Origin of the sequence: Nonomuraea cavernae, from assembly GCF_040655715.1 — a bacterium.
GTDB lineage: Bacteria > Actinomycetota > Actinomycetes > Streptosporangiales > Streptosporangiaceae > Nonomuraea > Nonomuraea cavernae_A.
The window spans coordinates 27,385-52,377 of record NZ_JBFAKL010000031.1 but is presented as its reverse complement, the minus strand read 5'-3'; the positions used below and the strand labels follow the sequence as shown (position 1 = coordinate 52,377).

At 71.5% G+C, this 24,993-nt stretch carries 28 protein-coding genes; 14 read left to right on the top strand and 14 right to left on the bottom strand.

All coding sequences use genetic code 11. The features are described 5' to 3' along the window. Window positions 1–2 precede the first annotated feature (2 nt). Genes AB0I38_RS33675 through AB0I38_RS33665 form a run of 3 tightly spaced genes read left to right on the top strand, consistent with a single transcriptional unit; the run spans window position 3 to window position 2,588 of the window. Window positions 3–863, top strand: a complete 861-nt coding sequence (locus tag AB0I38_RS33675; protein WP_358489946.1) for a sulfotransferase domain-containing protein — start codon at window positions 3–5, stop codon at window positions 861–863. Continuing rightward, window positions 851–1,747 carry a Wzz/FepE/Etk N-terminal domain-containing protein gene (locus AB0I38_RS33670; protein ID WP_358489943.1) on the top strand — a complete coding sequence of 299 codons (897 nt, stop codon included), beginning with the start codon at window positions 851–853 and terminating at the stop codon, window positions 1,745–1,747. The genes AB0I38_RS33675 and AB0I38_RS33670 overlap by 13 nt, the downstream gene beginning before the upstream one ends. Next, window positions 1,698–2,588: a glycosyltransferase family 2 protein gene (locus AB0I38_RS33665; protein ID WP_358489939.1), complete on the top strand. Its 891-nt coding sequence runs from the start codon at window positions 1,698–1,700 to the stop codon at window positions 2,586–2,588. Before AB0I38_RS33670 ends, AB0I38_RS33665 begins: the two co-directional genes overlap by 50 nt. Here AB0I38_RS33665 and AB0I38_RS33660 read toward each other — a convergent pair. Together AB0I38_RS33660 and pssD are read right to left on the bottom strand one after the other, a co-directional pair. Then, the gene (locus AB0I38_RS33660; RefSeq protein WP_358489934.1) at window positions 2,585–3,097 is read right to left on the bottom strand and encodes a glycosyltransferase; all 513 of its coding nucleotides are present in this window, start codon (window positions 3,095–3,097) and stop codon (window positions 2,585–2,587) included. The genes AB0I38_RS33665 and AB0I38_RS33660 overlap by 4 nt on opposite strands. Continuing rightward, the gene (pssD, locus tag AB0I38_RS33655) at window positions 3,094–3,555 is read right to left on the bottom strand and encodes a PssD/Cps14F family polysaccharide biosynthesis glycosyltransferase (RefSeq protein ID WP_358489930.1); all 462 of its coding nucleotides are present in this window, start codon (window positions 3,553–3,555) and stop codon (window positions 3,094–3,096) included. Before pssD ends, AB0I38_RS33660 begins: the two co-directional genes overlap by 4 nt. A gap of 113 nt (window positions 3,556–3,668) precedes the next feature. Here pssD and AB0I38_RS33650 point away from each other — a divergent pair, with 113 nt between their 5' ends. The 6 genes from AB0I38_RS33650 to AB0I38_RS33625 are packed head-to-tail and all read left to right on the top strand — an operon-like array spanning window position 3,669 to window position 11,509. Continuing rightward, window positions 3,669–5,393, top strand: coding sequence for a hypothetical protein (locus AB0I38_RS33650; RefSeq protein ID WP_358489927.1), 1,725 nt, complete (start codon window positions 3,669–3,671; stop codon window positions 5,391–5,393). Beyond that, the gene (locus AB0I38_RS33645; protein ID WP_358489924.1) at window positions 5,390–6,928 is read left to right on the top strand and encodes an oligosaccharide flippase family protein; all 1,539 of its coding nucleotides are present in this window, start codon (window positions 5,390–5,392) and stop codon (window positions 6,926–6,928) included. The genes AB0I38_RS33650 and AB0I38_RS33645 overlap by 4 nt, the downstream gene beginning before the upstream one ends. Then, entirely contained in the window at window positions 6,928–8,235 is a 1,308-nt protein-coding gene (locus AB0I38_RS33640) for a hypothetical protein (RefSeq protein ID WP_358489922.1), read from the top strand. The genes AB0I38_RS33645 and AB0I38_RS33640 overlap by 1 nt, the downstream gene beginning before the upstream one ends. A gap of 3 nt (window positions 8,236–8,238) precedes the next feature. Beyond that, window positions 8,239–9,558: an RCC1-like domain-containing protein gene (locus AB0I38_RS33635; RefSeq protein WP_358489919.1), complete on the top strand. Its 1,320-nt coding sequence runs from the start codon at window positions 8,239–8,241 to the stop codon at window positions 9,556–9,558. 8 nt (window positions 9,559–9,566) lie between these two features. After that, complete coding sequence (locus tag AB0I38_RS33630; protein WP_358489918.1) at window positions 9,567–10,652, top strand: glycosyl hydrolase; 1,086 nt, start codon at window positions 9,567–9,569, stop codon at window positions 10,650–10,652. Next, window positions 10,649–11,509, top strand: a complete 861-nt coding sequence (locus AB0I38_RS33625) for a beta-1,6-N-acetylglucosaminyltransferase (protein WP_358489916.1) — start codon at window positions 10,649–10,651, stop codon at window positions 11,507–11,509. Before AB0I38_RS33630 ends, AB0I38_RS33625 begins: the two co-directional genes overlap by 4 nt. On the opposite strand, the gene AB0I38_RS33620 is transcribed toward AB0I38_RS33625, so the two are convergent. From AB0I38_RS33620 to AB0I38_RS33585, 8 genes are all read right to left on the bottom strand, one after another. Further along, on the bottom strand, window positions 11,510–12,961 hold the full coding sequence (locus AB0I38_RS33620) for a sugar transferase (RefSeq protein WP_358489913.1): 1,452 nt from the start codon (window positions 12,959–12,961) through the stop codon (window positions 11,510–11,512). It abuts the gene before it with no gap. A gap of 290 nt (window positions 12,962–13,251) precedes the next feature. Continuing rightward, entirely contained in the window at window positions 13,252–13,602 is a 351-nt protein-coding gene (locus AB0I38_RS33615; RefSeq protein WP_358489911.1) for a hypothetical protein, read from the bottom strand. A 47-nt stretch (window positions 13,603–13,649) separates the two neighbouring features. Beyond that, window positions 13,650–14,282, bottom strand: a complete 633-nt coding sequence (locus AB0I38_RS33610; protein WP_358489909.1) for a GntR family transcriptional regulator — start codon at window positions 14,280–14,282, stop codon at window positions 13,650–13,652. 10 nt (window positions 14,283–14,292) lie between these two features. Beyond that, on the bottom strand, window positions 14,293–15,390 hold the full coding sequence (locus AB0I38_RS33605; protein WP_358489905.1) for a DMT family transporter: 1,098 nt from the start codon (window positions 15,388–15,390) through the stop codon (window positions 14,293–14,295). Window positions 15,391–15,408: 18 nt separating this feature from the next. Continuing rightward, window positions 15,409–15,786 (bottom strand): hypothetical protein, encoded by a 378-nt coding sequence (locus tag AB0I38_RS33600; protein ID WP_358489903.1) that lies wholly within the window; start codon window positions 15,784–15,786, stop codon window positions 15,409–15,411. Between the two features lie 332 nt (window positions 15,787–16,118). Continuing rightward, a complete protein-coding gene (locus AB0I38_RS33595) occupies window positions 16,119–16,616 on the bottom strand; it encodes a GNAT family N-acetyltransferase (protein ID WP_358489900.1) in 498 nt (165 codons plus the stop codon). Between the two features lie 10 nt (window positions 16,617–16,626). After that, window positions 16,627–16,983, bottom strand: coding sequence for an MmcQ/YjbR family DNA-binding protein (locus tag AB0I38_RS33590; protein WP_358489898.1), 357 nt, complete (start codon window positions 16,981–16,983; stop codon window positions 16,627–16,629). Between the two features lie 43 nt (window positions 16,984–17,026). Then, the gene (locus tag AB0I38_RS33585; protein ID WP_358489895.1) at window positions 17,027–17,446 is read right to left on the bottom strand and encodes a VOC family protein; all 420 of its coding nucleotides are present in this window, start codon (window positions 17,444–17,446) and stop codon (window positions 17,027–17,029) included. A 128-nt stretch (window positions 17,447–17,574) separates the two neighbouring features. On the opposite strand from AB0I38_RS33585, the gene AB0I38_RS33580 reads away from it, so the two are divergent. Together AB0I38_RS33580 and AB0I38_RS33575 are read left to right on the top strand one after the other, a co-directional pair. Next, window positions 17,575–18,369, top strand: coding sequence for an SRPBCC family protein (locus tag AB0I38_RS33580; protein WP_358489892.1), 795 nt, complete (start codon window positions 17,575–17,577; stop codon window positions 18,367–18,369). Between the two features lie 36 nt (window positions 18,370–18,405). Next, complete coding sequence (locus AB0I38_RS33575) at window positions 18,406–18,804, top strand: hypothetical protein (RefSeq protein WP_358489888.1); 399 nt, start codon at window positions 18,406–18,408, stop codon at window positions 18,802–18,804. 136 nt (window positions 18,805–18,940) lie between these two features. Here AB0I38_RS33575 and AB0I38_RS33570 read toward each other — a convergent pair whose 3' ends face one another. Next, complete coding sequence (locus AB0I38_RS33570; protein WP_358489885.1) at window positions 18,941–20,359, bottom strand: alpha/beta hydrolase family protein; 1,419 nt, start codon at window positions 20,357–20,359, stop codon at window positions 18,941–18,943. A gap of 415 nt (window positions 20,360–20,774) precedes the next feature. Here AB0I38_RS33570 and AB0I38_RS33565 point away from each other — a divergent pair, with 415 nt between their 5' ends. Beyond that, window positions 20,775–21,335, top strand: a complete 561-nt coding sequence (locus AB0I38_RS33565) for an ArsR/SmtB family transcription factor (protein WP_358489881.1) — start codon at window positions 20,775–20,777, stop codon at window positions 21,333–21,335. A gap of 5 nt (window positions 21,336–21,340) precedes the next feature. Here the strand turns inward: AB0I38_RS33565 and AB0I38_RS33560 are convergent, their stop codons facing one another. The 3 genes from AB0I38_RS33560 to AB0I38_RS33550 all read right to left on the bottom strand — a co-directional run bounded on the left by AB0I38_RS33560 (window position 21,341) and on the right by AB0I38_RS33550 (window position 23,823). Further along, on the bottom strand, window positions 21,341–22,600 hold the full coding sequence (locus AB0I38_RS33560; protein WP_358489877.1) for an RNA polymerase sigma factor: 1,260 nt from the start codon (window positions 22,598–22,600) through the stop codon (window positions 21,341–21,343). Window positions 22,601–22,718: 118 nt separating this feature from the next. After that, window positions 22,719–23,093, bottom strand: coding sequence for a YciI family protein (locus AB0I38_RS33555; protein WP_358489874.1), 375 nt, complete (start codon window positions 23,091–23,093; stop codon window positions 22,719–22,721). 52 nt (window positions 23,094–23,145) lie between these two features. After that, a complete protein-coding gene (locus AB0I38_RS33550; protein ID WP_358489871.1) occupies window positions 23,146–23,823 on the bottom strand; it encodes a DUF998 domain-containing protein in 678 nt (225 codons plus the stop codon). Window positions 23,824–24,017: 194 nt separating this feature from the next. Between AB0I38_RS33550 and AB0I38_RS33545 the strand changes: the two genes are divergently transcribed. After that, window positions 24,018–24,581, top strand: a complete 564-nt coding sequence (locus AB0I38_RS33545; protein ID WP_358489868.1) for a biotin transporter BioY — start codon at window positions 24,018–24,020, stop codon at window positions 24,579–24,581. Next, window positions 24,578–24,993, top strand: a 416-nt coding sequence (locus AB0I38_RS33540) for an AMP-binding protein (protein WP_358489865.1), incomplete at its 3' end; no start/stop codon positions are given. The genes AB0I38_RS33545 and AB0I38_RS33540, both read left to right, overlap by 4 nt.

Genomic DNA, 24,993 nt, shown 5'->3' with positions numbered 1-24,993 from the left:
AGATGCTCTCGCGCCGGTCCGCGCCGCCCTTCGTCAAGCAGATCGGACGGTCCGTGACCCGCCAGGTGGGCCTGGCGACCAGCGGAGCGCGCATGCTCCCCGGTTTCCTGCTCGTGGGCACCCAGCGAGGGGGCACCACCTCGCTCTGGCGCGCGCTGACGGCCCATCCCGCCGTGGTCCCGCCGCTGTTCCACAAGGGGGTCCACTACTTCGACGTCAACTATGCACGCGGCCGGCACTGGTATCGGGGCCACTTCCCGGTGCGCGCGCTGGCGACCCGGCGCGCATCCGCGCCGCCCGTGACGGGTGAGTCCGCCGGCTACTACATGCACCACCCGCTCGCTCCCGGCCGCATCGCGAAGGACCTCCCCGGAGTGCGGCTCCTGGTCGTGCTGCGCGACCCGGTGGAACGTGCCTACTCCGCCCACATGCACGAGCTGGCCCGAGGCTTCGAGACCGAGCCGTTCGAGCGGGCCCTGGAGCTCGAATCCCAGCGGCTCGACGGCGAGCTCGCGCGGATCGAGGCGGATCCCGGCTACCTCAGCCACAGCCACCGCCACCACTCCTACGTCGACCGCGGCCATTACGCCGACCAGCTCGACAGGCTCTTCACCCTCTTCGGGCGCGACCGGGTGCACGTGCTCTTCGCCGAGGACCTCTTCGCCGGGTTCGAGCGGGAGTACGACCGCATCCTGGCGTTCCTCGGGCTGCCGAGCTGGTGCCCCGCCGCCCTGGGACGGGACAACGCGCGGCCCCGCTCCCCGATGCCCGAGTCGGTCCGCCGCGACCTCGACGACCACTTCCTGCCCTACGACGAGCGACTGGCCCGGCTGCTCGGGGTGGTGCCCCCGTGGCGCCGCTGACCCCCGACCCCACCCTGGCCGGCTACGCCGCCTTCGCCCGCAGGCACCTGATCCCGATCGTGCTGCTCGCGGCGGCCGGCACCGGCGCGGGACTGATCCAGGGCATGCTGACGCCCCCGACCTACACGGCCTCCACCCAGGTGTTCGCGCCGGCCACCCCCGTCCATCCCGGCCTGGAGCGCAAACCGAACCAGCGGCTGCCGCGCGACGTCACCATCGACACCGAGGCCCAGTTGCTGCGGTCGAGCCCGGTGATGGACCGGGTGGCGGCCGCGCTCGGAGTGAACCGCCAGGGCGCCGCCGAGGCGATCACGATCAGCGTGCCCGCCAACAGCCGGCTGATCACCGTCCAGGTGCGCGACCGCGATCCCGAGCGCGCGCTCGCCGCCGTGATCGTGGCCACCGACTCCTACCTGAGCCTGCGGCAGCAGATCGTGGCCGGGATCCGCCAGCGCCAGCTCGAAGCCCTGCAGTCGCGCATCGGCGTCGTGGAGGTCCGGCTGGACACGTTGTCGAAGGGCAGCGTGCGCCGGGACGCGGCGTCCCGCACCCGGCGGGCCTCGATGATCCGGCAGATCAACGAGCTCGAACGCCAGGTGTCCAGAATCCAGAGGCAGAGCGAGACCGGCGGCGAGGTCGTCAGGGCCGCGTCGGTGCCCAAGCGTCCCGACCGCGACAACAACGAGGTGCCGGTGGCCTCGTACGCCGCGCTGGGTCTGCTCGCCGGCGTCGTCATGGGCATGCTCCGCGACCGTCGCGCCAGAGTCCCCGCACCATCCGAAGGAGCCGTACGGCATGCCCCAGAGCCCGAGCCCGACCTGTCCACCCGTCTCGGTGATCGTCGCCACCCGCGACCGGCCGGCGCTCCTCGCTCAGGCCCTTGACGCGATCCTCACTCAGGACTATCCGGGGCCGATCGAATGCGTCGTCGTCTACGACCGGGCCGAGCCGGATCCCGGCCTGGCCCGGGAGGACGAGCACCGTCGGGTGATCGTGATCTCCAACGACCGGACCCCCGGCCTGGCGGGAGCGCGCAACACCGGGGCGCTCGCGTCCAGCGGGACCTTGCTGGCCTTCTGCGACGACGACGACGTGTGGCTGCCCGGCAAGCTCCGCGCGCAGGCCGGCCTGCTCGCCGAACGCGGAGCCGAGGTCGCGGTCTGCGGGATCGTGGTGCTGTTCGACGGCAAGGAGACGGAGCGGATCGCCGACGAGACGGCGTTGACGGTGACCGAGCTGGCCCGCCGCCGGGTGATGGAGGCGCATCCGTCGACCGTGCTGGTGACCAGGGACGCCTTCCTGCACCGCGTCGGACTGGTGGACGAGGACATTCCGGGCAGCTACGGCGAGGACTACGACTGGATGCTGCGGGCCGCCGCGACCGGGCCGATCGTGGCGGTGCCAAAACCCCTGGTGCGCGTCCTGTGGGGGGCGCAGTCCTTCTTCCAGCGCGACTGGCGGATGGTCGTCGACGGTCTCGAGTACCTCGCCGACAAGCATCCCGTGCTGCGGGCCGACCCCCGCGCCGCCGCCAAGCTGATGGGCCGGCAGGCCTTCGCGCTGGCGGCGATGGGGGCCAGGCGCGACGCCCGCCGGCTGGCGTGGCGGACGTTCCGCAGCAACTGGCGCCAGCCGCGCTCCTACCTCGTCTTCCTCATGTGCGCCGGGCTGGCCCGGCCGGAGTTCCTGCTCCGCACGGCCCATTCCTTCGGCCGGGGGATCTAGCGGCGGTCTTTCAGGAGTTCGTTCACATAGCCCTCGAAGCGTTCGACGGCCTGCGCGACGGAGCCGGCGGCGTGCTCGGCCGTGAACTCCGCCCGGTGCGTGAGCGCCCTGGACACCAGCGTGCCCAGCTCGGCCTCGCTGCCGGCCACCGCGATCAGCCCGGAGGCGGCGAGCCGGGCGCAGAAGAGCTGCTGGTGGTCGTCGACGTGCTCGTTGAGGACGGGTGAGCGCGGCACGACGATGGGCTTGACGCCTCGCCGCCTGGCCTCCGCGATCGTGGTGGGGCCGCCGTGCGACACGATGACGGCGGCCTCGGCCATGAGCCGGTCGACCTCCTCGTGTCCCAGGTAGGCGTGCCCTTCGGCGTGCCGGGGCGGGCGGGAGGTGCCGTGCTGGACGACGCAGCGCGCCTCGTCGCGATGGGCGGCGGCCCAGGTGTCGCACCAGCCGACGAGCCGGGAGAAGTCGTGGTGGTCGGTGCCCACCGAGACGAAGACCGTCCGCTTCACAGCAGGCCGCCGATCACTCGCGCACGCGGGTAGAAGCGCAGTTGCTCTTCCCACTGGACGAGGAAGAGCGTGGTCAGGGGCGAGCAGAGGCGACCGGTGAGCGTGGCGCTGTCGAGCCGGTCGTACACCTCGACATAAACCGTCGGAATCCGTACAAACTTCGCAATAAGAAAAAATGGGAAAGCCACCCCGGCGCCCGTCGAGACGATCAGGGCGGGCCGATCCCGGCGGAGCAGCTTTACGGCCAGCCGAAAATTACGCGCGAGGTTGGGCAGATTCCGCGTCGTGGGATGGTGCCCCCAGACGACGTTCTCGCCCTTCAGCCGGGATCGAGCGTCGTCGGTGTCGAAGGTCACCCAGGTCCGATGCCATTTTCGCCACCACGGCTCCAGGGCGGCCAGCTGCGCCAGATGCCCCCCGCTCGACGCGACCAGCAAGACTTTTTTCTCTTCCGTCACGGCCGCCCGCTTTGTCGCATATCCGGATTGAGTTCAGCTCACAGTAGAACATCGGCCATATTCCGGTAAACTTCGTGCCGACATTGCCTGGAGGGGCGCAAAGGGGGGCGGGGATGGCGGACGACCAGATTTCCCCCATACGGTCCAGGCTTTTTCTGGGGGCTCTGCTCAACCACAAACTGGTCATCGTCGCCCTCACCGTTCTGGGCGCCCTCGTGGGTGCCGCGGCCGGCTACTTCCTTCCACAGACCCACGTCTCGTCGGCGACCGTTCTGATCATCCCGCTGACCGGCAACCCCTACTCCCCCGAAGGGCGCGGCGACGATCTGATCAACCTCGCCAGCGAGACCCAGCTCGTCACCGCCGACGTCGTGGTCGCCCGGGTCGCCACCCAGCTCGCGGCCCCCGACCAGGGCGCGCTGCGCCGCAACGTCAGCGTCCAGGTTCCGACCAACACCCAGACGCTGGAGATCTCGTTCGCCGCCGGCGACCCCGAAGAGGCCCGCAAGGGGGCGGCCGCGTTCGCCGGCACCTACCTCGCCTTCCGCCGGGAACGGTCCGAAGTCATCCTCGACGACAAGCTGGCGGAGCTCGCTGAGCAGGCCAAGAAGGTCGACACGAGCCTCCAGAAGGCGACCTCCGAGCTCGCGTCACGGACCCTCACCTCCGCGCGGCGCAACTACCTCTCCCACCGCATCACGCAACTGAGCAACCAGATGGCGGTCCTCGACGAGCAGTCCAACGACCTGGCCAGCACCCCGGTCTCGCCGGGGCAGGTCATCTCCTCGGCCTCCACCTCCTCGGAGTCCCTGACCTCCGTCATCGGGCTCTACGGCGCCGGCGGCCTGCTCGCGGGTCTCGTGCTCGGACTGCTGACGGCCATGGCGCGCGAGCGCGCCACCGACCGGCTGCGCGACGCGGACGCGGTCGGCGCGATGGGTGTCCCGGTGCTGGCCGTGTTCGACGGCCCGCCACACCCGGCCGCGTTGCTCGACGCGGCGACGATCAGCGGCCAGGCCAACCGGAGCCTCCGTACGGCCGTCATCACCCGGATGAGCCGGCCCCGCTCGGCGATCCTGGTCGCGGGCGTCTCAGCGCGCGACGAGTCGGCGCGGGTGGCCGCCCAACTCGGCGTCGGCCTGGGCAACACCGGCGGCCAGACGATCCTGATCGACGCCGACCACAGCGCCACGCCCAGCGCGTCGGCGCTGTTCGGGATGACCGAGGCCAGGGGACTGCGTGAGGTCCTCGACCGGGCCGCCGAGCCGAAGGACATGCTGGCGCCCTACGACGACCACCTGAGCGTGCTGCCGCAGGGCACCGACCTCGCGCGGGCGGGCGACCGCCTGCCCGGCCGCCTGCTGATGAAGACCGTCGGACGGCTCCGCCAGCAGGCCGACTACCTGCTGCTCAACGGTCCGGCGCTCAGCGATCCCGACGGCCGGGCCGTGTGCATGGTCGCCGACTACGCGGTGGTCGTCGTGACGGCGAAGACGACCAGGAGGCGCGACCTGCTCGACGCCTACCACCTCGCGCACCAGTCCGACATCGAGATCCTCGGCGCGGTGGTCGTCAGACCGCCCACCCGCAAAGCGGTCAAGGCGGCCGGGCGGTCGCTGCCCGCCGAGCCACCGGTGCGCCCGTGGGACACTCGCGAGACGCCCGTCACGACGGTGAACGACGACTCCGTGGCGCGGCCCGCGCCTTCGCCCGCGCCTTCGCCTTCGCCCGCGCCTTCGCCCGCGCCTGCGCACGAGGTGACCGACGCGACCTCCGCCACGGTCACCTTCCCCGTCGTCTCGGACAACCGTCCCGCGAAGACCGGCAACGCTCGATGACGGGAACCACCGGCGGCAACCTCGCCGCGCTCGCGCGCGGCGGCTCGCTCAACCTGGTGGGCGCGGCTGTGACCGGCGTGGCGCAGTTCGCGCTGGTCGTGGTGGTCGCCGCGGCCTACCCCCTGGACGTCACGGGCGCGTTCTTCGCCGCCTCGTCGGTCTTCATCATCCTGGGCGCCGTCGGCGAGCTCGGCACGGACGTGGGACTCGGCCTGTGGGTGCCGCGCCACCTGGCGCTGGAGCGATCCAGGAGCGCGGCCAGGACCGTCGTCGTCGCCCTGGTCCCGGTGCTGGTCGTCTCGGTCGTGACGGCGGCCGTCATGTTCGCCGCCGCCCCCTGGATCGGCGACCTGATCGCCGCGGACCGGGCGGCCGAGACCGTGACCATGCTCCGGCTGCTGGCGGTCTTCCTGCCGATCTCGGCCGTCGGCAACGTCCTGCTCTCCGCCACGCGCGGGCACGGGCGGATGCGGCCCACCGTGATCATCGACCGCATCGGCCGTCCGCTGGGCCAGATCATCGGCATCCTGGTGGTCTCCCGGTTCACCACCGATCCGGGCCTGCTGGGGCTGATGTGGGCGCTGCCGTACCTGCCCTCGCTGGTGGCGGCCGCCGTCGTGTACGGCCGGCTGCACCGCCAGGCGACCGGGGAGTCGCCGCCGGTGCGAGAGATCGCCGGTGAGTTCTGGCGGTTCACCTCGTTCCGGGCGGTCTCGCGGGTGTGCCAGACCGCGTTCCAGCGGGTCGACATCGTGATGATCGCCGCGTTGAGCTCTCCTCTGGATGCCGCCGTCTACACCGCGGCCACCCGGTTCGTGGTGTTCGGGCAGCTCAGCAGCCAGGCCGTACAGCAGGTCATGCAGCCGATCGTCAGCCGGCAGCTCGCGCTGGAGGACTGGCCGGAGGTGCGCGAGACGTTCAGGGTGACGACGATCTGGTCGGTGCTGCTGGCCTGGCCGGTCTACCTGGTCACGGCGGTCGCGGCGCCGGCCTACCTGCTGCTCTTCGGCGACGCGTACGTGTCGGCCGGTGAGGTGACGGTGATCATCCTGTCGGTCGCCATGCTGGTCGCCACCGCGGCCGGGCCGGTCGACACCATGCTGCTGATGAGCGGGCGCAGCGGGCTGAGCCTCACCTACACGGTGGCCTCGCTCGCGGTCCAGGTCGGTCTCGGCGCGCTGCTCATCCCCTCGTGGGGGCTGACCGGCGCCGCGCTGGCCCGCGCCGCCGCGGTCGTGGCGCGCAACGTGCTCTCCTACGCGCAGGTCCGCCTGTCCATGAGGATGACGCCGTTCAGCCCCGGCCTGGGGTGGGCCGTGGCGGCGACCTCGCTGTGCTTCGCCGTGCCCCTGCTCGCCGCGCGCGGCCTCACCCCGGCCCCGGCTTTCTGGTACGCCGCCATCCCGCCGGCCGTGGCGGTCTATGTCGCCCTGCTCTGGAAGATCCGCGGCCACGTCGCCCTCACCGCCCTGTCGGCCCTGCTGCCCCGGCGCGTACGCGAGGCTTCCGCGCTGTCCCCCGTCAAGGAGATCTGATGTCGTCCCTCAGCCGACTTCGCGCCCTGCGGCGGCGCTCCCGGGCCGTGTTACGCAGGCTGGCCGACCCCGGGGCGCAGGAGCGCCTCATGTCGGCCGCGCGGGCCATCCCCCTGCCGCACCGGGTGCGCACCGGGCTGTCCACCGCGTTCCTGCGTCAGCGCGACACGGTCGAGGTGCCGCTGGACCGGTTGCTGCTCGGCGCGCAGAACGGCATGCCGGGCGGCGAGTTCAGCCGGGCCGTCGGCGACCTGCTGTGGTGCTCGACCCCCATCGCCGACGGGCCGCACGTCGCGCTGCTGCGCCTGGCCGAGGCAGCCGGAGGCGATCCGGCCGACGAGGCGATCCTCGGCTCCCCGTACGGCACGCTCGCGAGGCGGGCCATCGGCAGCGGCGGCCACTTCTTCGGCGCGCGGGACGACGCCGGCGTCCTGGATACGGCCCGCTCCTACCTCCTGCGGCACGCCGGAGACGCGACGCCGCAACCCGCCCGTACGTTCCAGAGCGGGCCGGGCGATCCGGTGCTGGTGGCGCCCATCCGCTGGTCCGACCACTACCAGATCCTCGACGGCCATCACCGGCTGGCCAGCGCGGTCATGCGGGGCGACCTGACCGCTTCCGTCGTCGTCAAGAAGCTGCCCGTCACCACGCCCCTGCAGGATCACCTGCGCAGGATGAGCTGGCTCGACGGCACCCGGGAGCTGTACCAGCCGATCTCCGCCCCCGAGCTCGCCGGTGGCTGGCCCACCGTGCGGGCGTGCACCGACCGGCTGGAGAAGATGCGCGCGTTCGCCGGGGAAGGCCGGGGACGCGGCTACCTCGACGTGGCGAGCTGCTACGGCTGGTTCGTCTCGCGGATGGGCGAGCTGGGCTTCGAGGCGCACGGCATCGAGCGGGATCCGCTGGCCGTCCCCCTGGGCAAGGCCGTCTACGGCCTGCCCGACGGCGCCGTACGCACCGGAGACGCGGTCGACGTGCTCCGCGACACCGACCGCACCTGGGACGTCGTGTCCTGCTTCAGCCTGTTGCACCACTTCATCCTGGGACGGGCGTCGGTAGGGCCCGAGCAACTGGTCAAGCTCCTCGACAAGGTGACAGGGCAGGTCCTGTTCCTCGACACCGGCCAGGAGAACGAGGCGTGGTTCCACGAGTCACTGGCCGGGTGGAACCCGGCCACGATCGCGGAGTTCCTCCGGTCCAACACGTCCTTCACCAGGATCGTGGATCTCGGCCCGGACGTGGACGCGGTCCCTCCCTACGCCGGCAACTACGCCCGGCACCTGTTCGCCTGCGTCAGGGAGGGCTGAGCCATGGCAGGCCGGCGCGCCTTCCTCTGCCTGGCGCTGTGCGCGGCCCTCGCCGGGGCCTGCGGGTCGTCACCCGCGACGGAGCGGGTGGTCGTGCCGACGCCGCCCGCCGGCGGCGACCGGGGCACGCCGAGGACGGCGGGAGGGCTCTGGACGACAGGCTGGAACGCCGACGGGCAGCTGGGCCGTAAATCGGCTGAGATCTCCTCCGGCCTGGACAGGGTCACCGGGATCGACGGCCGAAAGGCACTGGACGACGTCGTGGCCCTGGCGGCCGGTGGCCGGCACTCGATCGCGGTGACCAGTGACGGTTCCGTGGTGGCCTGGGGCGCCAACGACCTGGGCCAGCTCGGAGACGGCACGACCACCTCCAGCGACAGGCCGGTTCCCGTCCGGGCCGCCGACGGCGGGACCGGACAGCTGAGCGGCGCCGTCGCCGTCTCCGCCAACAGCGACTTCTCGATGGCGCTGCTGGCCGACGGGACCGTGGTCACCTGGGGCAAGGGCGACGCGGGACAACGCGGCATCGGCACGCGCGACGCGCCGCTCACCCCGACGACCGTGAAGAACGAGGACGGCGACGGACCGCTGAAGGACGTCACCGCCGTCTCCGCGGACGGCCGCACCGAGCTGGCGCTGCTCAAGGACGGCTCGGTCGTGTCCTGGGGCGCCAACAACTACGGCATGCTGGGCGACGGCACCACGAAGAGCCGGTCCCTGCCGGTGCCCGTGCACGGGGTCGACGGCGCCGGCCGGCTCACGGGGGTCACGGCCATCGCCATGGGCGGCCAGCACGGGCTCGCCCTGCTGCAGGACGGTCACCTGGTCTCCTGGGGCTACAACGACATGGGCCAGCTCGGCTCGGGCGACACGGAGACCAGGCTCGTCCCCGCGATGGTCTCCGGGCCGGGCGGCAGGGCGGCCCTGTCCGGGGTCATCTCGATGGCCGCCGCCGAGAAGCACAACTTCGCGATCCTGCGCGACCGGACCGTCGTGGCCTGGGGCAACAACACGGCGGGACAGCTCGGCGACGGCACGACCGAGCTCCGGACGACGCCGGCGCAGATGGTGGGCACCAACGGCGAGGTCCTCAGAGGCGTCCACCAGGTCTACGCGGGAGAGGCGTACGGAGCGGCGATCCTCGACGACGGGACGGTGCGCACCTGGGGGGCCAACGGCAAGGGGCAGCTGGGCTCGGGTGACCGGGTGCCGCGCAGCCGGCCGGGGCCCGTCGTGGTCCTGGACAACGACCGGCCCGAGAGAGCCCTGACCGCCGCGGCCGGAGAGCGGCATCTGCTGCTTCTCCTGGACGCCACACCCTAGGAGGCGTCGTGCGGAGGGCCGGAATCGTCGTCCTGATGGCCGTGGCCATCGTCGTGCCAGGGGCCTGCGCCGTACCGGTGGGCGAACGCAGGCTCATGCTCGGCGCGGTCGGGCAGAGCCGCGCGGAGATCGAGCGGCGCGAGAGCGAGACCGGTGTGCCGCTGGCCGGCGTCCGCGTCTTCAAAAGGTGGGACTGGACCCTCTTCGACGCCGACGAGACCTGGGCGCGCGACACCGGGCACACGGTCTTCGTGTCGGTGAAGTCGCGGCGCGGCGACGGCAGCCCGATCCGCTGGCGCGACATCGCGGACTCTCGCCCCGGGGATCCGCTTCACCAGGACATGGTCCGGCAGGCGGCGCAGATCAAGGATTTCGGCGCGATCGTCTACTTCACCTTCAGCCACGAACCCGAGGCCAAGGGCTCCCGGCCGATGGGCGAGGGGGCCGACTTCGTCGACGCCTGGCGCAAGGTCGTCGACCTCCAGCGCGCGCAGGGCGTGACGAACGCCCGTTACGTGTGGACCGTCACCTCGGTCGCCTTCGAGCGCACGGACCGTACGGCGGCGAGCCTGTTCTATCCGGGCGACGCGTACGTCGACCACATCGCGGCCGACTCCTACAACGGCTACGCCTGCGACAACCCGAAAGGCCGCTGGGCGGAGCCGGCCGAGGTGGTCGAAGGGCAGCGGCGCTTCGGCGAGCTGCATCCGGACAAGGGCCTGATGCTGCTGGAGTGGGGCTCGGTCGAGGACCCCGAACGCCCCGGCCGGCGGGCGGAGTGGCTGAACGCGGCCAGGAAGATGTTCCTCAGCCCGGGCTACGAGCAGTATCGCGCCCTGCTCTCCTGGGACGCGCGCAACCTGGGCGGCGCCGCGCCCGCCTGCGACTTCGACGTCGCCCGCACCCCTGATTCGCTGGCCGCGTGGCGGGCCATCGCCACCGATCCCGGCTACTCGGCCAAGAGCCCGTGCGACCTCGGCGACTGCCGGCTGCCCGAGGATTCCGGCGCCATCGTGGCGAACCTCTGGTGGCGGGTGACCGGTCTCTTCCGTCGCGCTCCCGCCCTCCGACGAAAGGAGCGGTCCGGTCCATGAGCGGTACCGTCGCCGTGATCGTCCTGTCACACCGCGACCCCGCGCAGGTCGCGAGGCTCGTCCGGCGCGTCACCACGGGCGCCAACACTCTCGCCGTGGTCCACCACGACCCGACCGGGGAGCCGCTGACCCTGCGGCCGGCCTCCGACGTCGCGGTGATCCCCGACCCGGCGCCGTGCCGCTGGGGCCGGCTCTCGCTCGTGCGGGCGCAGTGGCGGGCGCTCGACTGGGTGCGCGCGAACGTTCCCGACCTGTCGTGGGCCCTGCTGGTGTCAGGCCAGGACTATCCGATCCGCACCATGCGCGACATCGAGAACGAGCTGGCCGTCACGCCGGCCCACGCCTATCTCCGTCACTTCCGGGCCGACGGCGACCCCGCCGACGACGTCCATCCGTGGCAGGACCTGACGCGGCGGCGCTACCTCCACCGGCGGCGGCTGCCGTTCAGCGCGCGCTCGCTGCCGCTGCCCGTCGCTCGCCGCCACCCCTATCGCGACGGAGTGGGGCTCTACGTGGGGGACATGTGGTTCAACCTGTCCGCGGACGCGGTCGGCGGCATGCTGGAGGCGACCCCGCTCTCCGACCGGCTGCTCCGCTACCTGCGTCACGCGCCCATCCCCGACGAGTGCTTCATCGCGAGCATGGCGCTCAACACGTGCGCGCCCGAGCTGGTCCGCAACGACAGCAAGCGCTTCATCAAGTGGACGCCCCGGTCGAAGCACCCGCAGACCATCACCGCCGGGCATCGCGACCTCCTCGTGGCGAGCGACGCCTTCTTCGCCAGGAAGCTCGACGCGGCCGGGCACCCGGAGGTGCCCGACCTGCTCGACGCGCTGGCCGAGGAGCGCAGCGGGTGATCAGTAGGCGCCGGTGCCGCGCAGCACCGTCGACCAGGTCTTCCACAGGATCTGCAGATCCAGGATGAGCGACCAGTTCTCGACGTAGCGCAGGTCCAGACGTACCGACTCCTCCCAGCTCAGATCGGATCGGCCGCTCACCTGCCACAGGCCGGTGATGCCCGGCTTCACCAGCAGCCGCCTGCGTACGTCGTCGCCGTACTTCTGGACCTCCTCCGGCAGCGGCGGACGTGGCCCGACCAGCGACATGTCGCCGCGCAGGACGTTCAGCAGCTGGGGCAGCTCGTCGACCGAGTAGCGCCGGAGCATGGCGCCGATCCTGGTGATCCTTGGATCGTTCCGAATTTTGAACAGCACGCCGTTGCCCTCGTCCAGGCCGGCGAGCTCGCATCGCGCGCGCTCGGCGTCCTGCACCATCGTGCGGAACTTGTAGATGACGAACTCCCTGCCGTCCTTGCCGACCCGCGTCTGCCTGAACAACGCGGGCCCACGGCTGGTGAAGCGGATCGCCACGAACACCGCGAGCAGCACCGGCACGAGCGTGAGCATGCTCACGAGGGCCACGATCCGGTCGAAGACCGCCTTGATGACCTGCCGCGCGCCGTTGAGGTCCGGATGGGCCACGTGCAGGAGCGGCAGCCCGGCCACCGGCCGGATGTTGATGCGCGGCCCCGCCACCTCCATCAAGGCGGAGGCGACGTAGAGGTCGGTGCCCGCCTCCTCAAGGCGCCAGGCCAGCCGGCGCAGGGCCGCCCCGTCGAGCTCGGGGCATGACAGCACGGCCACGGTGTCGGCGTCGACCCACCGGACGACCTCGTGGACGTTGGAGAAGTCGCCCATCACCGGGAAGCCGTCGAACTGGCTGGGCAGCGTCACCTGGTTCTGCGCCGGGACACAGGCGGCGACGATCTTCATGCCGTGGTGCGGCTTGCGGCTGAGCGACCGGTGCAGCTCCAGCACGCTCACCCAGTGACCGACGACGACCACGCGCCGCATGCAGTCGCCGTCGTAGCGCTGGCGGTGCAGGTGTTTGCGCATGGCGTACCTGAAGACCAGATCGGCCAGGCCGGCCAGCGGAATGCCGATCATCACGATGCCGCGGGCGACGGGCGTCTGCGTGGCGTACGCGATGATGGCGACCGAGGAGGCCAGCATGGCCATCCCGCGCAGGATGCTGCGGTATTCCTCCGCCCCTTCGCCCAGTGAACGAACGTCGTAGCCACCGGTCAATCGCACCACCAATGGCCAAACAGCAGCAATCGAGGCGGAAAGCACTATTTCCCATGGTGCGATATAGCCCAGCAACTGCCGGGCGACTACCACCCCTCCCAATCCCAGTAGGCCGCAGAGTATGTCTCCCACCACGACCATGCGTACATACCGTTGAGACCAGACCGTGACCCCGGATAACCGGCGCGCTTCGGCACGGGCCTCTTCGAAGACAATCCCCATGTTCCCTCGCCGTGCCAGTCCCCACCCCATGCACACCAGACGTCCCGAAGTTGGCGGTCGACGTCCTCGCAGTGAAATGCCGTGACAGCGAGATCATTCTATAGACGGCGACCATTCAGGTGAAATACACCTGACCGTCCACAACCGGCCATATTTACTGGAGAAAGCCCCTAGACGTGGGGATGACACTGTGTTCACTCGCTAAGAGCGCGAGAACGGCACCGTGCAGAAAGTCTCGAAACCATAAATATTACCCACGAAAGCTTGCCCAAAAAGGACGAACGCTAACTTTAGTCATATTCCAGGTCAGGCAGCGCGGACGGCGGGTCCGGGCTACGCCAGACGACCACCACTCCGTCGTGTCCCGACTCGGCCGCGAGGGTGAGCCGTTCGAGATCGAAGTCGGGCAGGTAGCGCAGCCGGGCGAGGAACGTCGCGTCGGTGGCCGACCGCGGCACCACACAGCCCTCGCCATCACGGTCGAGCAGGATGTAGAGGACGTCCGCCCCGGGCTCGGTCACCACGCGGACCTCGACGACGTCCTCCCACGCGAGTGCCTCAACGCTTCCGTCCGCGTGGTGACGGGTGACGCCCTCTTCCGTGACATACACGTAGGAGTCCGGCATCGGATTGCCGTGCATGGCCGCGATTCTTGCGAGTTCTGGGGTTGTCCCGCAAGGGTTCGCGATTATGGGTGCCACTCTCCGCCCCACCCGTGACCGAGGTGAGCGGCGACCGCCGCCCGCGCCGCCTCGGCGGGACCCTCCGCGATCGCGTCGAGCAGCTCTCGATGTTCGCGCACGAGCACCTCCCTGTCCTCGTAGACCTCGCGCAACCGGACCAGGCCAAGCCGGGTCTCGGCGTGCAGCGCGCCGTAGAGCCGCTCCAGCCGCGGGCTCCCCACCGCCTCGATCAGCGCCTGGTGCAGCGCCATGTGCTCGGCCACCGAATCGGCCCACGGCGCCGCGGCGGGCAGCGCGTCCATCCGGGCCAGCGCCGCCTCAGCCTCGGGCACCCGCCGGCCGGTCACCGCCTCGGCCATCAGGTCCTCCAGCGGCCCGCGCACGTACATCAGGTCCGCCAGGTCGGCCAGCGTCACCTCGGGGACGTACGCGCTGCGGTTGCGCTCGCGTCGCAGCAGGCCCTCGTGGACGAGCGCGGCCAGCGCCTCGCGGACCGTCGGCCTGGCCACGCCGTAGGTGGCGGCGATCTCCTGCTCGGGCAACGGCCTGCCGGGCTCGATCTCGCCGGACAGGACCCTGCGGCGCAGCGCGTCGGCCAGCGCGCCGACGGCGGAGACAGGTCGAAGGGGCAGCGTCACGACCGTGACTCTAACCGTCTTCCGGCACGGCCGCCGTACCCGTCACCGGCGTCCTCCCCGGCACGGCGACCCCGCCCGACAGGGGCACCCTCGCCGATACGGGCACCCTCGCCGATACGGACCCCTTTCCAGGCACGGACCCGTTTCCGGGTACGGGCCCGTTTCCGGGTACGGGCCCGTTTCCGGGTACGGGCCCCTTTCCAGGCACGGACCCGTCACCGGGCACGGACCCGTTTCCAGGTACGGAGCCCTTCGCCGGTGTGGCGGTCCTTGCCGGTATGGCGACGGCGACGAGGCTGATCGCCAGAAGCACCAGCCCGGTGACCGAGACGAAGCCCAGACGCTCGCCCAGCACGACCAGGCCGAGCAGGGCGGCGACCGCGGGTTCGGCCAGGGCGAGCGTGGCGGCCGTGGCCACCGGGGTGCTGCGCAGGCCCCTGCCGTACAGGAAGTAGGACAGGGCGGTCGTGCCGAGGCCCAGGTAGAGGACGGCGAGCAGGCCGCGCGGCTCGGCCATCCAGTCGACTCCCCGCACCAGCAGGACGGGCAGCATGATCACGGCGGCGCCGCCGAACAGCACGCCCATCACCGCGTTGGAGGGCGCGCCACCTCCGATCGCGCGGGCCGCGCTGACCGCGTAGAAGGCGTAGAGCACCCCGCCGGCCAGCGCCAGCAGCACGCCGGAGACGAGTTGCCCGCCCGCCTCCGCGCCGCCTCCGACGATCAGGGCCACGCAGCCGCAGATCGCCACCGAGGTGGCGAGCGCCCAGCGGCGGCTCGGCCGCTCGCCGTGGAGCAGCCAGGCGAGCAGGCCGGTGAACACGGGCCCGCTGCCGATCGCGACGACCGTGCCGATGGCGACGCCGGTGCGGCCGACCGCGGCGAAGAAGCAGAGCTGGTAGGCCGCGACCGCGGCGGCGGCGAGCAGCAGGCCGGGGGTCACCGCCCGCAGGATGCCTCGACCGGCGAACAGCGCGAGCGCGAAGCCGCCGATGACCAGCCGGGCCGCGGCCAGCGCGACGGAGTCGGCGGAGACGAGCAACCCCGCCGTGCCGGCCGTCCCCCACAGCACGGAGGCGCCCACGACGGCGAGAGGTCCGTTCTTCATTCCAGCATTGTCTGACAATCAGACAATGCTGTCGAGTTGTTCATCGATGAGGCGGCCTGCCGGGGCCACCACCTCGGCGGCGTAGTCGTCGAACACGGCCAGGCCGTCACGGAGGTCGGGGGTGGTCTTGCGCGGTAGTTCGAGGAGCATTTCGCCCTCGACCGAGACCGAGCCGTCCACGTGGAAGGCCCCCTCGGAGACGGCGATCGAGACGGCGAAGCAGAGCTCACGGCCGTCCGGGAGGGTGAACGCGACGCCGGTGCGGGCACCGGCCGGCGGGACGAAGTAGGAGAACGGCTCGCTACGCACGAACGGGTGATGTAACTCGGCGAGGAGGCCTGCCGCCCGGCTCAGGGCCGCCAGCAGGCCGGCCGCGGCCAGGCTCTCGCTGTCCACCCTCCGAGCGTAGATCAACCCGCCACCCCCTGACCACCTCGGACCGGCCCCGGCCATGGCCCTCACGGATCCGGCCCGGCCGTAGAGCGTGCCAGGACCGGCCGGATCAGGACCGATCGGATTCAGGACCGATCAGGCCAGGACCGATCAGGCCAGGACCGATCAGGCCAGGACCGATCAGGCCAGGACCGATCAGGCCAGGACCGATCAGGCCAGGACCGATCAGGCCAGGGCCGGTCGGGCCAGGGGCGATCAGGCCAGGGGCGGTCGGGTCAGGGGCGGTCGGGTCAGGGGCGGTCGGGTCAGGGGCGGTCGGGTCAGGGGCGGTGGGGTCAGGGGCGGTCGGTGGCGAGGCGGGCATGGCGTTCGACGTCGTAGCGGACGCCGTCGTAGCTGAGCTTGGCCCGCTCGATGCCCTCGGGGCGGAACCCGGCCTTGGTCGCCACCCGGCACGAGGCCGGGTTGTCGATGCGGTGACCGAGCTCCAGCCGGAACAGGCCCCGCTCGCGGAACGCCCAGCGCGCGAGCTGGGCCGTGGCCACGGCGGCGACCCCGCGCCCCCTGGCCTCGGGAGCCGTCCAGTAGGACACCCAGCCGGTGTCGTGCGCGTCGATGCCCGTCACCGCGACGTTGCCGACCACCCGGCCGTCGAGCGTCACGGCGAACGCGTGACCCACGCCCGACCAGGCGGCGATCCAGCCCATCGCGTCTTTCAGGGTGACAACTGGCCAGGGCGCCTGCGCGCGCATGTCGGGCTCCTGGAAGACGGCCAGGACGGCGGGCGCGTCGTCGTCGCGCCACTCGCGCAGCTCGATGGTCGTATGCAGCATTATTAGAAGATTATCCGCCTATGCGGTGTTTTGCCTCGAAGGCCGCCACCAACTGCTTGGGCGCGGTCAGGCACCACGCCTCGGCGACCAGCTCGAACAGCTCGTCGTAGTCGATGCGGTCGAGCCGGACCACCACCCACCCGAACCGCCCGGCGGTGAACTGCACCTCGAACACGTCGGGCCGCTCGGCCACCAGCGCAAGCTGCTCCTCGATCGTCGCCTTGAGCCCGACGGTCTCGGTCTCCTCCCACAGGTAGCCGAACCCCTTGCCCCGCACCTTGACGGCCACCCAGTCACCACCCCGGCTCGTGCGCACCTCGGGCAACTCGTCCAGCAGCTTGAGGAACTCTTCGACACTCACACCCATGGGCCCTGTCTAGCAAAGAACACCGACAATCCGCCGGTCGGGATCAGGCGTAGTAGCGGACCTCGATCACGTTGTCGTCGGGGTCGGAAAAGTAGATCACCTCTGGGGCGATGCCCTGAGCGCCGAAGGAATCGGCGCCGGTGCCCGTGACCTGCACGCCGTGCCGTTCCAGCCGGGCCTTGAGGGCCTCGAAGTCCGCCCGGCCGACCGACAGGCAGAAGTGGTTGACCGGGTGGCCCGCGCTGCCCTTGACGCCGGTGCCCTCGTCGACCTGCCCCGCGGCGTCCTGGCGCATGAGGTCGAGGATGGTCTCGTCCGTGATCCGCACGCTGGGAAACGACGCCTTCCCGGCCCGGAACTCAGCGGCCCGCACACCTGGCAACCCGATCACCCGCTCGTAGAAGTCGAGCGCGCGGAGCTGGTCCGAGACCCAGCAGACGAGGTGGTCCAGGCGTACATCCATGAAAATCCTTCTGTAGTGACGGATATCTGACCCAATATCCGATGCAGAGAGGGCGCTGTCCACTTGTCCGTCCCGCCGTCGGCCGTTCGTCGGTGCCTTGAACCCGTTTCACGAGAGGAACGATCACGGTGAAGTTTCTGTTGCTGATCTGCGTCGACCCGTCCACCGACGTGACCCCCGAGGAGAGCTCGCCCGAGGCGTGGGTCGAGGAGATGGACAGCCGGGGAATCCGCCTCCAGGGTCACGCCCTGCGCCCGGCGAGCGAGGGCCGGGCGGTGCGCGTGCGGGACGGCAGGGTGCTCGTCGGCGACGGGCCGTTCGCGGAGACGAAGGAGCAGATGGGCGGCTTCGACATCCTGGAGTGCGCGAGCCTGGAGGAGGCGGTGGAGGTGGCCGCCCGGCATCCGGCCGCCAAGTTCGGCACGGTGGAGGTGCGGGAGTTCGCAGACGGCGTCACCGGGGCCCGGGCCGAGGTCGAGATCGTGGTCCCGCGGTCTCCGGACGAGATGTGGGCCCTGGTCACCGACGTCTCCCGGATCGGGGAGTGGAGCCCGGAGTGCACGTACGGGGCCTGGCTCGACTCGCCGCCGGGGCCCCGCGTGGGCGCCCGCTTCGAGGGCCGCAACCGCTTCGGTGTCACCCTCTCGGTGACCTGCGTGGTCACCGAGTCGGAGCCTCCGCACCGGTTCGCCTGGGTGGTCCTCGACCAGGCCGGGCGGCACGGCTCGCTCTGGAGCTACGACCTGGCGCCGCACGCCGGAGGGACTCTGGTGCGCCACGCGTTCGAGCACGGCCCGGGGATGACCGGGCCGCGGGCCGCCGTGGAGCGGGATCCCGGCAACGTGGCGGCCATCGTCGACGAGCGGCTGGCCCAGCTGCGGGCGAACATGACCGCGACGATCAAGGCAATGACCGGTATGTGACTTTCCTCACGATGAGATCTCAGGCACGATGATCACATGACGCAGGTCACCGAGGCGACGCGCATGCCGTTCGCCGCCACGAGCGCCAGGTTCATCGTGACGCTGCAGGTGGCCTTCGCCGTGGTGGGTTTCTCTCTCTTCGGGATGGCCATCCTGATGCACGGGCTCTTCGAGCTCGGCCCGATCCTGTATTTCGCGATCGGTGTCGCGTTCATCGTGCTGCTGGGCCGGCTGATGAGCCGCTGGCGCTCGCGGCTGAGGCGGGTCCGCTGGGTCACCGTCGGCCTGGAGACCGCCATCGCGGCCGGTCAGGTGGTGGCCCTGGCCATCGACCCCGGGATCACCGTCGGCAGCCTGATCGGCGCCACGGTGTGCCCGGCCGTCGTCGTCGTCCTAATGCTCGTTCCGGCCACCGGACGCTGGTTCGACCGCTGACCGCTCAGTCCGGGGCGGTGTCGTACGGGTAGTCCCGGAGGGTGATGCCGGTGGCGAACCGGTCGCCCAGTTTCGTCGGCAGCTCCAACCGCCCCAGGACTCCGAACCGCACGAGACCGATTCTCGCCCGTCCCCGTCACGGCAGCAGCAGGCCCCAGTAGAAGGCCCAGGGCACGAACACCAGCCCACCGGTGAGCAGCAACCCGAGGCGTACCCTCTCCCCGCCCGGCACGGAACCGCGGGCGCGGCGCCAGGCCCGCCCGGTGAGCACGGCGGCGATCACGCAGGCCACGGAGAGGGCCTGCAGGGCCAGCCAGATGAGCGGGCGGCCGGCCAGCACGGGCCCGGGAGCGGCCAGCTTGCCGCCGGTCATCACCACGTAGAACAGGTAGCAGAACGCGCCGAGCACCACCGTCAGGCCACCGGCGCTGACCAGCCGCGCGGCTCTCGTCACCGGCGGGAGCGAGCGGCCGCGCAGCCGGCGCACCAGCGCGATCACCGGGTAGGCCGCGAACCCGGCGACGAGCAGCACCAGCGCCACGACCTGCATCGGCACCGACTCCCACCAGGCAGGCGGGTCGACGGAGACGGTCAGGGAGTCCTGCACGGGGGCCGGACCGGACGTCTGAGCCACCGGGGGCCGTCCGGCCGTGACCTCGCCGATCCAGCTGCCGACCAGGTCGGCGTAGCCGGGAGCCAGCTCGGGCAGCCGGGTGACGCCCCCGTCAGGGGTCAGGTGCGCGGCGTGATCAGCACCTGCGAAGAAGCGGATCGTGTAGTGCCGGTTGCCGCTCTTCTCCAGGGCCGAGACGAACCCCGGCGGGCTCTCCTTCGGCGGAGTGAGCAGGTCGTGGACTCCCCAGATGGCGAGCACCGGCCGGCCCAGCGCGGCGATGGTCGGCTCCGGGTCGTAGTAGGGCTCGGGGAACAGCCCGCCGTCGGCGATCACCCGATACAGGTTGCGCTCGGCTCGGTCGACGAACGGTCCCGACACCCCGGCCTTGCGCAGGCCGGCCGCCACGGCCCAGGTCTGCTGGCGCAGCGGCGTCTGGCTGTTGGCGCCGACGACCACGACGAACGCGATGTCCGCCGACCTGGAGGCCGCGATCGGGGCCACCCAGCCGCCTTCGCTGAACCCCCAGATGCCGACCTTCGCCGGGTCGACGCCCGGCTGGGAGCGCAGTGTGGCCACGGCGCCGAGCGCGTCGTCGGCCAGGGTCGAGTAGGACCGCCGCGTGAGCGAGTAGTCCTTGGAGCGCTTGTCGTAGACGAGCACCGACAGGCCCCTGCGCGCGAACTCGACGGCCTCGGTCATCAGTTTGGCTCGCGGGGTGCCCGCGCCGGACCCGTGCACCAGGACGATGCCCGGCCGGGCATCGGTCTTCGCCGCCGCCGTGCCCGTGGCGGGCCTCGCGCCGTCCTCCGGCGCGCCCCCCGCACCGTCCCCCGTGGCGTCCCCCGTGGCGTCCCCCGTGGCGTTTCCCGCCGCTTTTCCCGTCGCGGGCGAGAGGACCGTGCCGTGCAGAACGAGGCCGCCACCACCGCGGAAACTCACCTCGGTCGCGGTCAGATCGGACGGAACGGTATCGGACGCGGGTAAGCCGGCGGCGCTGGTCACGGCAGGGGTGGCCGCAGCAGGGGGCGCGATGGCGGACGCGGGCGCAGTGCCGGGCGCAGTGCCGGGCGCAGTGCCGGGCGCAGTGCCGGGCGCAGTGCCGGGCGCAGTGCCGGGCGCAGTGCCGGGCGCAGTGCCGGGCGCAGTGCCGGGCGCGGTGGCGAATGCCGTGGCGGATGCCGTGGCGGATGCGGACGAGGGCGAGGCGGTCGCAGCCGTCGCCGGTCCCGTGAGCAGGCATGCGGCGGCGACCGCAGCCGGGAGGATTCGTCTCATACTGCCGAAGGTACTATGCAGAGACTTCTCGGCAGACATTTATCTGCAGATATCGTTCTGCAGGACTAGGCTGTTCATCATGAAGGATGACGACCGGTTGCTGCTCGACGACCCGGCCCGGCTCAAGGCGCTGGCTCACCCCATGCGCCGGCTGATGCTGCGCCATCTCAGCGTGTACGGCGAGGCGACCTCGACCACGCTCGGCGAGCTGCTCGGCGCCAAGACCGGCACCACCAGCTACCACCTGCGCCAGCTGGAGAAATACGGCTTCATCGAGGAGATCCCCGAGCGCTCGACCGGCAGGGAGCGCTGGTGGCGCAAGGCCGGGCCGAGGGACCTCCGGCTGCCCACCCCCGACCAGCTCGCCCCCGAGGACCGGCCCGTGCTCGCCGAGTTCCACCGGCTCGGCATGGAGGAGGATTTCGAGCTGTTCAGGCGCTTCCCGGAGGCCTACCGCCGCGATCCCGACTGGGCCAAGGGGTCGCGCGGGCTCGGCCGGATGACCAAGGCGGAGTTCCACGACTTCTACGAGGCGTACATCGAGCTGCTGATGAAGTTCAGCCACCGGCCCGAGGACGCGCCGCCGGACGCGCGTCCCCTCTACATCCGGATGTTCGCGCTGCCCGCCGACGAGGACTGACCGGCCTACTCGGCGAGGTCCTCCGCCCGGCCGAGGAACAGGGCGCGCTCGCGTTCGTTGCGGGTCAGCTCGGCGGCGCGGGCGAACTCCTCGCGCGCCTCACCGCGCCGTCCCAGCTTGGCCAGCAGATCCCCGCGTACGGCCGGCAACTGCGGATACTGCCGGAGCGCGCGCTCGGCGACCAGGCCGTCCACGATCTCCATCCCGCGCGCGGGGCCGTACGCCATGCCCACGGCGACCGCCCGGTTCAGCTCCACGACCGGCGACGGTGCGAGGTGGGCGAGCACCCGGTAGAGGGCGGCCATCCGCTCCCAGTCGGTGTCGCCGGCCGAGGCCGCGCGGGCGTGGCAGGCGGCGATCGCGGCCTGCAGGCCGTACGGGCCGATCGTGCCGAGCGCCTCCGCGCGGCCGAGCGCCTCCAGCCCGCGGCGGATGAGCAACCGGTCCCACAGCCGCCGGTCCTGGTCGAGCAGGAGGATCGCCTCGCCGCCGGGGCCGGTGCGGGCGCGGGTGCGGGACGCCTGGATCTCCATCAGCGCGACGAGCCCGTGCACCTCGGCCTCCTCCGGCATGAGGCCGGCCAGGATCCGGCCCGCGCGCAGCGCCTCCTCGCAGAGCGACAGGCGCATCCAGTCGTCGCCCGCGGTCGCCGAGTAGCCCTCGTTGAAGATCAGGTAGATGACCTCCAGCACCGAGGAGAGCCGGTCGGCCAGCTCGTCCGGTGGGGGCAGCTCGATCCGCACCCGCTTCTCGGCCAGGGTGCGCTTGGCGCGGGAGATCCGCTGCCCGACGGTCGGCTCCGGCACGAGAAACGCCCGCGCGATCTCCTCCGTGGTCAGGCCGCCGAGCAGGCGGAGGGTCAGCGCGATCCGCGCCTCCGTGGGCAGCACCGGGTGGCAGGCCGTGAAGAACAGCCGCAGCACGTCGTCGCCGATCGGGTCGTCGAGGGCGTCGTCCACCTCGTCCACGGCCGACTCCTGACGGAGCTCCTGGTCGTGGCCGACCTCCTGCAGCTTCTGCTCATAGCGGGTACGGCGGCGCAGCAGGTCGATCGCCCGGTGTTTGGCGGTCAGCATCAGCCACGCGCCCGGATTGTCGGGAACACCCGACACCGGCCACTGCTCCAGGGCCGCGACCAGGGCGTCCTGCGCCAGCTCCTCGGCGAGGCCGACGTCGCGCACCATCCGGGCGAGCCCGGCCACCACCCGCGCCGACTCGATCCGCCAGACCGCCTCGATCGCCCGCCGCGGATCCCCTGTCGTCATGGCCACCGATCCAACCATGTCCGACCACGACGGCGCCCCGGCCAAGGTCCGAAACGGACCGAGACCGGGGGCGCCGTCATGCGGGATCGGGCAACGCGCTGTCGTGCGGATCAGGCGATCAGGCGGGGGCGGCGAAGTCCTCGGGGCCGAACACGCGGTGGATGTCGACCTCGCCCTCCCAGCCCGCCCAGTGGTCACGGTGCACCTTCATGAAGCGGGAGGCCCACTCGATCGCCTCCTCCTTGGACCCGAGCTGGTAGAGGGCGTAGCTGATCAGCTCCTTCGCCTCGGCGAACGGGCCGTCGGTGACGCTCAGCTTGCCTCCGGTGAGCTCCACCCTGGCGCCTTCGCTGATCGGGGCCAGCCCGGCGTTGTCCAGCAGCACACCGGCCTTGGTGGCCTCCCCGCCGAGCTTGGCGATGGCCTCCATCAGATCGGCGGGCGGCGGGGTGGCGGGCTTGGAGGTGACGCGGACCATCATCACGTATCGCATGGCAGGTTCCTCTTTCTCTTCTTCGTGATTTTCTCTGGTGAATCCGGACGGTTCAGCCGCGCTGGGGCATGGCCCGCCGGTAGAGGTGCAGCGACAGGGCCGAGAGCCAGGTCCAGACGGCCACGATCCCCGCGACGAAGGTCAGGGTCGCCCAGGGCGCCCCGCCACCGGTCGCGACGGCGGCGAAGGACAGCAGGAAGAACGCCCCGGTGACCCCGGAGTAGACGGCCCATCCCCTGCGCCCCTCGCCGGCGAACCGGCGGGCGACGATGAGGCAGGCCACGGTCAGGCAGACGAACCCGACCGCTCCGGCGACGAAGTGCAGCGTCCCGTGCAGTGACACGACGCCCGGCCCCTCCGGTGTCCCGGCCGGGAAACCCATCGCGGGGTCCGCCCGGAAGATCCCCGACGCGATCAGGCCCACCCCGTAGACCCCGATCAGCCGGGGCACCCAGGTCGCTCCCGGCCCCGAGGTGAGGGCCCGGCCCAGCCCGACGGCGGCGGCGAGGGTGGCCGCCGCGGCGACCATGAAGTTGGCGATCTGGATCCAGCCGAGGTCGCCGTTGGCGAGCAGGCTCCAGGCGTGCCGGGTGACGTCGAACCCCTCCCTGGTCAGCGCCTGGGCGAGTGACACCACCACGTACACCGGTCCGGCGATGATCCCGTAGCCGAGCAGCGACCTGGTGACGCTCGTCTGGGGGTCGCAAGTCTCCGTCAGCTGCTGGCTCATGACCTTCTCCTCGTAAGTCCGGGGCTGTTCTCGGCCCTTTGACTACGCTTCGAATGGGACGGCGGCGCTTCGACAAATCGGCCGTACTTTTTTCAAGATCTTTTTGTCTCGGCGTCATCGCAGGTCAGCGGGGGTGTCAATCGCTCCGTCGGTCACCGCCCAGGCATTTCAGACCGGGAGATATCGTGACTGCTGTGTCTCGACCCCGCTCCCCCCTGCCTGCCGCCGACCTCGCCCGTACGGTCGTCTTCGCCGCCTTCATCGCGGTGCTGGGCATCTTCCCTGGTGTCTACGTCGGCGGCTCCGGTGTGCCCATCGTGCTGCAGAACGCCGGGCCGCTGCTCGCGGGCAGCATCCTCGGCGCCCGACGGGGCACCGCCGCCGTCGTGCTGTTCCTCGGGCTGGTCGCCCTCGGCCTGCCGCTCCTGTCGGGCGGACGGGGCGGCATCGCCCCGTTCGTCGGCCCGAGCGGCGGTTTCCTGCTGGGCTGGATCCTGTCGGCGTTCGTCGCCGGGCTGATCGTGTCGCGCGCGGCACGGCCCCGGCTGCCGCTGCTGCTGGCCGCCAACCTGTCCGGGCTGCTCGCCAGCTACCTGATCGGCATCCCCTGGCTCGGCTTCTACACCGGTGACCTGCCGGCCGCCGCAGTGCAGTCGATGATCTACGTGCCGGGCGACTTGGCCAAGGTGGTCGTCGTCTCGCTGATCGCCGCGGTGGTGCACCGCGCACTGCCGGGCAGGACGACGTCCACGTCATGACGCTCGCGACACCGCCGATCCTCGGCGACGGAGCCGTACCGGCCGGTCTGCTGGCGCGGGCGCACGGCGCCGCCCGGTGGCTGGCCGCGCGCGGCGTCGCCGAAGGGTCGCGGATCGCCGTGGACGCGCCCGACGTGCCGGCGTGGCTGCTCGGCGCCGACCTGCTCGGCGCCGCGACCCTGGTCGTCGAGCCGTCGTGGACCCCTCGGGAGCGCGAGGCGGTGCTGGCCGACGCGAGCCCGCACCTCGTGGTCACCGACGCCGCCCCGCCCGTGGCCGCCGACGTCCCGCGAGCCGACGGCGACATCCCCGTCACCGCCGACGTCCCGCGAGCCGACGGCGACATCCCCGTCACCGCCGACGTCCCGCGAGCCGACGGCGACATCCCCGTCACCGCCGACGTCCCGCGAGC

Coding starts and splice junctions, on each gene's coding strand:
- AB0I38_RS33675 (WP_358489946.1), top strand. CDS start 3: ATGCTCTCGCGCCGGTCCGCGCCGCCCTTCGTCAAGCAGATCGGACGG.
- AB0I38_RS33650 (WP_358489927.1), top strand. CDS start 3,669: ATGGCGGACGACCAGATTTCCCCCATACGGTCCAGGCTTTTTCTGGGG.
- AB0I38_RS33645 (WP_358489924.1), top strand. CDS start 5,390: ATGACGGGAACCACCGGCGGCAACCTCGCCGCGCTCGCGCGCGGCGGC.
- AB0I38_RS33640 (WP_358489922.1), top strand. CDS start 6,928: ATGTCGTCCCTCAGCCGACTTCGCGCCCTGCGGCGGCGCTCCCGGGCC.
- AB0I38_RS33635 (WP_358489919.1), top strand. CDS start 8,239: ATGGCAGGCCGGCGCGCCTTCCTCTGCCTGGCGCTGTGCGCGGCCCTC.
- AB0I38_RS33625 (WP_358489916.1), top strand. CDS start 10,649: ATGAGCGGTACCGTCGCCGTGATCGTCCTGTCACACCGCGACCCCGCG.
- AB0I38_RS33620 (WP_358489913.1), bottom strand. CDS start 12,961: ATGGGGATTGTCTTCGAAGAGGCCCGTGCCGAAGCGCGCCGGTTATCC.
- AB0I38_RS33615 (WP_358489911.1), bottom strand. CDS start 13,602: ATGCACGGCAATCCGATGCCGGACTCCTACGTGTATGTCACGGAAGAG.
- AB0I38_RS33605 (WP_358489905.1), bottom strand. CDS start 15,390: ATGAAGAACGGACCTCTCGCCGTCGTGGGCGCCTCCGTGCTGTGGGGG.
- AB0I38_RS33595 (WP_358489900.1), bottom strand. CDS start 16,616: ATGCTGCATACGACCATCGAGCTGCGCGAGTGGCGCGACGACGACGCG.
- AB0I38_RS33590 (WP_358489898.1), bottom strand. CDS start 16,983: ATGGGTGTGAGTGTCGAAGAGTTCCTCAAGCTGCTGGACGAGTTGCCC.
- AB0I38_RS33585 (WP_358489895.1), bottom strand. CDS start 17,446: ATGGATGTACGCCTGGACCACCTCGTCTGCTGGGTCTCGGACCAGCTC.
- AB0I38_RS33575 (WP_358489888.1), top strand. CDS start 18,406: ATGACGCAGGTCACCGAGGCGACGCGCATGCCGTTCGCCGCCACGAGC.
- AB0I38_RS33565 (WP_358489881.1), top strand. CDS start 20,775: ATGAAGGATGACGACCGGTTGCTGCTCGACGACCCGGCCCGGCTCAAG.
- AB0I38_RS33560 (WP_358489877.1), bottom strand. CDS start 22,600: ATGACGACAGGGGATCCGCGGCGGGCGATCGAGGCGGTCTGGCGGATC.
- AB0I38_RS33555 (WP_358489874.1), bottom strand. CDS start 23,093: ATGCGATACGTGATGATGGTCCGCGTCACCTCCAAGCCCGCCACCCCG.
- AB0I38_RS33550 (WP_358489871.1), bottom strand. CDS start 23,823: ATGAGCCAGCAGCTGACGGAGACTTGCGACCCCCAGACGAGCGTCACC.